We start from the raw sequence: 9,576 nt of genomic DNA on the forward strand, positions 1-9,576 counted from the left end.
CATCATTAATCGCAACAAAAAGTGTTAGATAATATTATAAAATTCTCCATAAAGAATAAGTTCATCATAGGATTGATGACCTTATTACTTATCATCTGGGGGGTATGGAGTGCCACCAAAATCCCCATTGATGCCCAGCCTGATATAACAAACAATCAGGTTCAGATTATTACCCTATCTCCTACATTAGCCGGACAGGAAGTAGAACAATTGGTTACTTTCCCCGTTGAGCAAAGCATCGTCAATCTTCCCAATGTAGAAGAAATAAGAAGTATTTCAAGATTTGGACTCTCCGTTGTAACAGTTGTTTTTAAAGACGAAGTAGATATCTATTTTGCTAGACAGTTAGTCAACGAAAAGCTTAAAGAGGCAGAAGAGCAAATACCGGAAGGAGTTGGTACTCCTGAGCTATCACCAGTGAGTACTGGTCTTGGGGAAGTGTACCAATATATTCTTCACCCGAAAGAAGGCAGTGAGGATAAATATTCCACAATGGATTTGCGGACAATGCAGGATTGGATTGTTGCCCGCCAACTATACGGTACACCGGGAATTGCCGAAGTCAATAGTTTCGGTGGTTTGCTTAAACAATATGAGGTTTCTGTTAATCCAGATAGGATTAAAGCAATGGATGTCAGTATCTCTGACATTTTCACGGCACTGGAATCCAATAATCAAAATACCGGAGGTGCCTATATCGATAAGAAGCCGAATGCTTATTTTATTCGGGGAGTAGGTTTGGTCACTTCGCTTGAAGATGTAGGAAATATCGTTGTAAAAAACACGAACGGTATTCCAGTATTTATCAAAGATATAGCCGAAGTAAAGTTTGGTCACGCTACCCGATACGGAGCGATGACCTATAATGGCGAAGTAGATGCCGTAGGTGGCATTGTAATGATGCTAAAAGGAGAAAATACTTCTGACGTTGTAAGAAATATCAAGGAAAAATTACCTGTTATCCAACAATCCCTACCTGATGATGTCATAATAGAGCCCTATTTAGATAGAATGGATTTGGTTGATAGGGCAATCAGTACAATTCAAAAAAACCTCATTGAAGGTGCGCTGATTGTAATTTTTGTGCTAATTCTCTTTTTAGGAAATTTTCGAGCAGGTTTGATAGTCGCATCAGCTATACCATTATCAATGCTTTTTGCATTGGGGATGATGAGGCTGTTTGGCGTGAGTGCAAATTTGATGAGTTTGGGAGCTATTGATTTTGGATTGATAGTGGATGGTTCTTTGATTGTGGTTGAAGCCACTTTGCATCACTTAGGTTTACGAAAATCGAAGCTGAAACTTACCCAAAATGAAATGGATGAGGAAGTTTATGAATCGGCAAGGAAAATCCGTACAAGTGCTGCTTTTGGAGAAATTATTATCCTCATCGTCTATATCCCTATATTAGCCTTGGTCGGTATAGAAGGAAAAATGTTCAGCCCAATGGCTCAAACGGTTAGTTTTGCGATTTTGGGTGCATTAATCCTGTCATTTACCTATATCCCGATGATGAGTGCATTGTGTTTATCCAAAAAACCAATCACCAAGAAGAATTTCTCCGATAAAATGATAGGCTTTTTGCAAGGTATATATCAACCTTTATTGGAGAAAGCGATAAGAATAAAACATATAGTTGTTGCCGTTTCGGTAGGAATTTTTGCAATCAGTATTTTCATCTTTTCAAATATGGGAGGAGAATTTTTGCCGAAATTAGGAGAAGGAGATTTTGCGTTTCACTGTATCTTACCGCAAGGGACTTCATTGAGTCAAAGTCTTGAAACTTCAATGCAGGCATCAAGGATTATTAAGGAATTTGATGAAGTAAAAATGGTAGTCGGTAAAACCGGAGCAGCTGAAGTGCCAACAGACCCTATGCCGCCCGAAGCTACTGACTTAATGATTATCCTGAAACCTCAAAAAGAGTGGAAAACTAAAAAATCGTATGACGAGCTTTCAAACGAAATGATGGAGAAACTGGAAAGTATTCCCGGTGTATTCTTTGAAGCCAATCAGCCTATACAGATGCGTTTCAATGAGCTGATGACAGGTATCAGGCAGGATGTAGCTGTGAAAATCTTTGGAGAAGATATGGACTCTCTACAAATTTATGCGAATAAGGTTAATAATATCATACAATCAGTGGAAGGAGTAACAGTCCCACAAGTAGAACGGGTAGCAGGGCTTCCGCAAATCAATATCGAATATGACCGTACACGGATCGCTAATTATGGATTGAACATAGAGCAAGTAAATGATATTGTCAGTACAGCGTTCGCAGGGAAAGCAGCAGGTGTAGTTTATGAAAATGAGCGCAAGTTTGATTTAGTGGTACGATTGGATGAAGCTCATAGAGCTTCGATCGAAGATGTGAATAATCTTTTTATTCCGATTCCAAACGGAGACCAGATACCGCTTTCGCAGATTGCCGAGATTGACTATAAATTGGGCCCGGCGCAAATCAGTCGTGAAGGAGGTAAACGCAGAATATATGTAGGATTTAATGTCCAGGGAAGAGATGTAGCAAGTATAGTCAATGAAATTCAGTACAAATTGGCTGATCAGGTTAAGCTACCGACAGGTTATTATTTTACCTATGGTGGTCAGTTTGAAAATCTTCAAAAGGCGACCGACAGATTATTGATTGCAGTGCCTATCGCACTACTTCTGATTTTCATTCTATTGTATTTCACTTTCCATTCTCTGAAAGAAGCCATTTTAGTATATACAGCAATTCCGATGAGTGCCATCGGAGGTGTGTTTGCGTTGTTAATACGGGATATGCCTTTCAGTATATCGGCAGGCGTTGGATTTATCGCATTATTTGGTGTAGCCGTTTTAAATGGAATAGTATTGATTTCGACCTTTAACAGGTTAGAAAAAGAGGGTTGGAATGAGATTATACCGAGAATTATTGAGGGAACTAAAACAAGGTTAAGACCTGTATTAATGACAGCAGCAGTAGCAAGTTTGGGATTTTTACCTATGGCGTTGAGTACCAGTGCAGGTGCAGAAGTTCAGAAACCTTTGGCAACCGTGGTTATTGGCGGGTTAATTACAGCAACGGCATTAACGCTGTTTGTACTACCTCTATTATACCTTCTATTTATGAAAAGCAATAAACCGCCGAGAAATAGCAAATTTAAAACTGTAACTCCAGTATTATTGCTGTTGGTTTTCTTAGGTTTTTCTCAAAACAGTAATGCTCAAACCATAGATGTAAATCAGGCTATTGAAATTGCTTTACAGAACAACACTGAAATACAGGCAAAAAATCTGGAAATTAAATCAGTTCAAAGCCTAAGCAAAACAGCTTTTGAATTACCTAAAACAAATTTAAACTTTCAGTACGGAAATAATGAAGGCTTTGAATATAATGATGGTATTCAGATTTCCCAGGACATACCATTTCCTACACTCTTCGGTGCAAAGAAAAATTTGGTCAAAGAGCAGGTTAAAGGTCAGCAGTGGATAAAAGCATTCACAGAAAACGAACTGAAAAGAACGGTCAGAAACTATTATTATCAGTTAGAATATTTAGAGCATAATGCTTCCGTTTTGAAACACTTGGACAGTATATACGCAGATTTTATCAGAGTTGCAGAATTACGATATAAAACCGGAGATATAGGCAAACTTGATGTAAATACGGCAGTTACCAAGAAAGGTGAAATAAACTTGTTATTCCAACAAAATGAGATTTTCAGACAAAATGCCTACAAATACCTTAAAACCTTAATGCAGACACCGGACGATTTTGTTATTGTATCCAAACCGGAATACGAACCGTTGCTTTTAAGTTCGTTTATTGATCGTGCTGCCATTGAAAATCATCCTCGTATTCAAATGTTATATCAGGATGCCAAAATTGCTGAACAAAGTAAAAAAGTAGAACGAGCAAATGGACTGCCAGATTTTACCATAGGGTATAATAATGTCTCGTTAATAGGAATGCATAGTAGGAATGGTGTAGAGCAATTTTACGGAAGAGACCAAAGGTTTAGTTTTGTTGATGTAGGTATCTCCATTCCGTTAACTTTTGGAGCTACCAAAGCGAAAATACGTTCTCTTGATTATCAAAAACAATCATTGGAATTGAATGCAAAATGGCAAGAACAACAGTTAAAAACAGAATTGACAAATGCTGTAAATCAATATGAGCAGTATTTAACACAGTTTAACTATTTCAAGCGGCAGGCTCTTCCAAACGCTAATGAAATAATCCAAGCGGCAAAGCTCGGGTATGGGACTGGCGAAATATCATATGTTGAATATCTTTTTGCTTTGCAGACAACAGCCGATATTCAACTTAATTATCTAAAGAGCATACAGCAGATCAATGAAACTGTAACGCTTATCAATTCACTAATTAGCAAATAAGACATTCTATGAAACGTAATATAAATAAGTTGTTTTTTGGCGTTTTAATCGCTGGAGCTTTAATTTCTTTTTATGCCTGTACAAACAATCATAAAGAAGGAGATGGACATAATCACGATACACCGTCGGAAACATCATCAGATGAACACGAAGAAGAAAACGCGGTCACACTTACCGATGAGCAAATAAAAACAGTAGGTATTGAAATCGGTTCAATTGAACAGAAACAATTATCTGCCACGATGAAAGCCAATGGGTTCTTAAGAGTTCCTAATACCAACAAGGCTAATGCGACGTCCCTGTTCGGGGGAATAATAAAAACGCTTAATGTAGATATAGGAGATTATGTAAAGAAAGGACAAGCGATTGCTACTATTTCTAATCCGCAATTTATACAGCTACAGGAGGAATATCTTACGATCAATAGCGGAATAGTATTCGCAGAACAAGAACTCACAAGACAAAGAGACCTGAACGAGGGGAATGTAGGTGCAAAAAAGAATTTGCAAAGTGCTACAACCGAATTGAATACTTTAAGGACCCGAAAAGCATCATTGCAACAACAAATACAGCTGATGGGTATTAATCCGACTTCACTGTCAAATTCCACCCTTAAATCATCATTAACAGTTACAAGTCCCATAAATGGAATAGTTAGTAACGTTTTTGCCAAGATTGGAAGCTATGTAGATGTCTCTTCGCCCATTGCAGAACTGGTTGAAAACAGTGCTTTGCATTTAGATTTACAGGTATTTGAAAAAGACGTTCCTTTAATCAAAGTTGGTCAGAAAATAGACTTTATTGTAACAAACAGCCCGAACAAAACATATACTGCCGAAGTATATAATATAGGTTCTTCTTTCAATAGTAATAGCAAGACTATTGCTGTGCACAGTAAGGTTATTGGAGATAAAATAGGACTTATTGACGGAATGAATATAACAGGTATAGTAAATCTGGATGGAGCTTTGAGTCCGTCTGTTCCAAATGAAGCAATTGTCAATGCAGATGGTAAATATTATATCTTTTTGGTCAAAGAGAAGGAGGAAGAACCTCACGAACATAAAGAAGGCGAAAGTCACGACCACGGTTCGAAACAAGGCACACGTTTTGAAAAGATAGAAGTGATGAAAGGTGCTACGGAATTAGGTTATACGGCTATTATACCCGTTAATAAAATTGCCGAAGGGACACATGTCGTTGTAAAAGGTGCATTTTTTGTAAATGCGAAATTGAGCAATACGGGTGATGGACATGCTCATTAAATAGTTTTGTTATGAACAAGAACATAGAACAGAAACTCTTAGATAAAAATACCAATCCTACCAGTATGCGGATTTTGGTGTATGACTTCTTGAAACAGCAGCAGATAGCAATGTCATTGTCTGAAATTGAAAGCCATTTTTACAAAGCCGACAGGGTTACTATTTATAGGACTTTGAAGACTTTTGAAGAAAAAGGCATTGTACACAGTATTCAGGAGAATAACACAACTAAATATATTTTATGCCACGATGAATGTGATGAGAAAACGCACAAGGATTGGCATCTGCACTTCTACTGTAAAATTTGCAAACAGACTACTTGCAAGGAGGATTTCACAATTCCACAAAGTGAAAGCAGTGCATACCGAATTGATGAAATAAGGCTATTTGGAAAAGGTATTTGTGAACAATGTTTAGAGGAGAGTTTGCAATAGTATTGCAAGCTCTCCTTGTTTGCCTTTGTTATGATGACAGCTTTTAAACAAAGTTTTATGGAAAATTATCTTAAAGAAACCAAAATACTTGATTATACTCATCCTTCCATACAGGAATTAGTGGAGCGAAGGCAATGGAAAGACTTTGACACGACTTACCGGATAAAAGGTATTTACAATTTTGTAAGAGATGAAATAAAGTTTGGTTATAATATTTCTGACGATATTCCTGCATCGCAAATACTGAAAGACGGATACGGGCAATGTAATACGAAAGCAACTTTACTAATGGCTTTGTTAAGAGCAGCGGGAATACCCAACCGTATTCACGGGTTTACCATTGACAAAGCCCTACAAAAAGGAGCAATTACAGGTATTTGGTATAAACTTTCGCCTCAAAATATCTTACATAGTTGGGTTGAAGTATTGGTGGACGAACAATGGTATTTTTTAGAGGGTGTAATTTTAGATAAACCCTATCTGACCAAATTACAAGAAGAAAACAGTGATTGTAAGACTACCTTTTGTGGCTACGGAGTTTATACTGATAATTTTGAAAATCCGCCAATAGAATGGAGTCTCAACAACACGTTTATTCAGGACAAAGGCATCAATCAGGATTTTGGAGTATTTGATACACCCGATGGATTTTATGTAAAACATCGACAAAAATTAAATAAAATAGAGCGATTTGTTTTTCGGAATATCGTTAGACATATAATGAATAATAACGTAGAAGGAATAAGAAACGGAAAAACGTACACGAACATCAAAAATTAAAGGGGATGATAAATACAGATAAAAATCACAAGCATACTTACGATGCACAAGGCAAAATGACTTGTTGCACACAGGAAGAAAAAATTTACACCCAAGCAGGTGCAAAAGAGTTGGTAAATGAAAAGCATCAACACGACCACAGCGATGATGACGGACACGACCACAGCCATAGTGATAGTAGTCCGATGAAAATGTTTTTGCCGAGCATCATATCATTGGTATTGTTGCTTGTTGCCATTTCATTTGATAATTGGCTTCCACAGCAATGGTTTACAGGTTGGGTAAGGATTATTTGGTATGTGGTAGCGTATGCTCCCGTTGGGTTTCCTGTATTGACAGATGCTGTGAAAAGCATCAGAAAGGGAGAAATCTTTTCAGAGTTCTTTTTAATGGGCATTGCCACCATCGGGGCATTTACCATTGGCGAATACCCGGAGGGTGTTGCCGTGATGTTATTCTATGCTGTTGGAGAAGTTTTTCAAACAATGGCTGTGTCCAGAGCCAAAGCAAACATCAAATCATTGCTCGACCAAAGACCTGATGAGGTAACGGTTTTAAGAAACAATCAGCCGGAAACCGTAAAGGCAGAAACCGTAAACATCGGCGAAATCATACAACTGAAACCGGGAGAAAAATTAGGTTTGGACGGAGAATTATTATCTGAAACGGCATCGTTCAACACCGCAGCACTCACAGGCGAAAGCAAGCCCGACACCAAAGCCAAAGGCGAAACGGTTTTGGCAGGTATGATAAACCTTAATACCGTTGCACAAGTGCAGGTTACAACCGCATATACGGATAGCAAGTTGAGTAAAATTTTGGAATTGGTACAAAATGCTACTTCACAAAAAGCACCAACGGAATTATTTATCCGCAAGTTTGCGAAAATCTATACCCCTATTGTGGTACTGTTAGCGGTCGCTATTTGTGTGCTGCCTTACTTTTTCGTAGCTGATTATGAGTTTAAGGATTGGTTGTACAGGGCTTTGGTATTCCTGGTTATTTCTTGTCCTTGTGCCTTAGTGATAAGTATTCCATTGGGTTATTTCGGTGGCATCGGAGCAGCGAGTAGAAACGGGATACTATTCAAAGGAAGCAACTTTTTAGATGCTCTTTCCAATATCCAAAACGTGGTAATGGATAAAACGGGTACAATGACAGAGGGCGTTTTTAAGGTTCAGGAAGTTGTATTTGACAAAGCGTTCAATCAAGACGAAATCCTGCAATTGGTCAACATATTGGAAAGCCACAGTATGCACCCCGTAGCGACAGCCATTCACGAATACGTTGGGAAACCTGATAATACAATCCGCTTGGAAAATACAGAGGAAATCGCAGGACACGGACTGAAATCAACCATAAATGGTAAAGACTTATTGGTCGGAAATTTCAAGCTTATGAACAAGTTCGGGATACAATACGATTTAGACCCGAGCAGCATCGTATATACGACTATCGCCGTTGCTTACGATAACAAATTTGTCGGTTATATCACTATTGCCGACAGTATCAAAGAAGACGCACAGGAAACGATAAATCTATTGCATAAGCTCAATGTTAAAGCTACTATGCTTAGTGGAGATAAAAGCACAGTGGTAAAGTATGTAGCGGAACAGTTGGGAATAGATAATGCCTTCGGAGATTTATTGCCTGAAGATAAAGTAAACAAGGTTAAAGAAATCAAAGCCAAAGGCGAAAGCGTTGCTTTCGTAGGCGACGGTGTGAACGATGCTCCCGTTGTGGCATTGAGCGACGTAGGTATCGCAATGGGCGGCTTGGGAAGCGATGCTACCATTGAAACGGCAGATGTGGTCATACAAGACGATAAGCCGAGCAAAATTCCTGTGGCAATCAATATCGGAAAACAGACAAAGAAAATAGTTTGGCAGAATATCACATTGGCATTTGGAGTAAAAGCGATTGTACTTGTACTTGGTGCTGGTGGGTTAGCTACAATGTGGGAAGCCGTTTTTGCTGATGTTGGAGTGGCTCTATTGGCTATTCTAAATGCGGTAAGAATACAACGTATGAAATTTAACTAACAAAAATAAATCACGGTATGATAGATTTTTTGAGAATAATATTGCCGATATACTTCATTATTTATTTTGGAGTTGCCTTTGTTTTGAAATCGGTTGTAGTAGCAAAACGAATAGGCAAAAACCCACTTGTATTGCCCAAAGACAACAGTGCTTACGGACTTATCGGGCTTTACTTCAAACTGACGTTGATAGCAATGTTTATTTACGTTCTTGCTTATGCCTTTTTCCCGACTTGGCACGACAACTTCTTACCAATCGTACAATTTAACAACCAGACGGTAAAATACATTGGACTTACACTTCTTTTCATTTCGTTAGTGTGGACAGTAATTGCACAAGGGCATATGAAAAATTCTTGGCGTATCGGTATTGACACGGACACAAAAACAGAATTGGTAACAAGCGGACTATTTTCAGTTTCACGAAACCCGATTTTTTTCGGAATGATTTTGAGTTTAGTCGGACTTTTTTTTACGACACCAAACACATTGACATTGATTTTTTTGATATTAGGTTACGTTCTCATTCAAATCCAAATCCGACTTGAAGAAGAATTTTTAACCAAAGAGCACGGACAAGCATACATTGGTTACAAACAAAAAGTAAGAAGACTGATATAAATGAACAATATACCAAATTCTATTACGTATAAAGAAGCCGTCTCAATACTAAAAT

At 38.1% G+C, this 9,576-nt stretch carries 6 protein-coding genes; all 6 read left to right on the forward strand.

Annotated features, from left to right (window positions below; all coding sequences use genetic code 11):
* Positions 1 to 21 precede the first annotated feature (21 nt).
* The 6 genes from B3L86_RS10600 to B3L86_RS10625 are packed head-to-tail and all read left to right on the forward strand — an operon-like array spanning position 22 to position 9,521.
* A complete protein-coding gene (locus tag B3L86_RS10600) occupies positions 22 to 4,380 on the forward strand; it encodes a CusA/CzcA family heavy metal efflux RND transporter (RefSeq protein ID WP_291118747.1) in 4,359 nt (1,452 codons plus the stop codon).
* Positions 4,381 to 4,388: 8 nt separating this feature from the next.
* The gene (locus tag B3L86_RS10605; protein WP_291118749.1) at positions 4,389 to 5,645 is read left to right on the forward strand and encodes an efflux RND transporter periplasmic adaptor subunit; all 1,257 of its coding nucleotides are present in this window, start codon (positions 4,389 to 4,391) and stop codon (positions 5,643 to 5,645) included.
* A gap of 11 nt (positions 5,646 to 5,656) precedes the next feature.
* A complete protein-coding gene (locus tag B3L86_RS10610; protein WP_125013929.1) occupies positions 5,657 to 6,079 on the forward strand; it encodes a Fur family transcriptional regulator in 423 nt (140 codons plus the stop codon).
* A 57-nt stretch (positions 6,080 to 6,136) separates the two neighbouring features.
* On the forward strand, positions 6,137 to 6,859 hold the full coding sequence (locus tag B3L86_RS10615; protein WP_291118755.1) for a transglutaminase-like domain-containing protein: 723 nt from the start codon (positions 6,137 to 6,139) through the stop codon (positions 6,857 to 6,859).
* A 5-nt stretch (positions 6,860 to 6,864) separates the two neighbouring features.
* A complete protein-coding gene (locus tag B3L86_RS10620; protein ID WP_291118758.1) occupies positions 6,865 to 8,901 on the forward strand; it encodes a heavy metal translocating P-type ATPase in 2,037 nt (678 codons plus the stop codon).
* A gap of 17 nt (positions 8,902 to 8,918) precedes the next feature.
* Entirely contained in the window at positions 8,919 to 9,521 is a 603-nt protein-coding gene (locus B3L86_RS10625) for a methyltransferase family protein (protein WP_125019689.1), read from the forward strand.
* Positions 9,522 to 9,576: the final 55 nt, after the last annotated feature.

Source organism: Flavobacterium sp. UBA6135 (assembly GCF_002428305.1).
In the GTDB taxonomy this organism is placed as follows: domain Bacteria; phylum Bacteroidota; class Bacteroidia; order Flavobacteriales; family Flavobacteriaceae; genus Flavobacterium.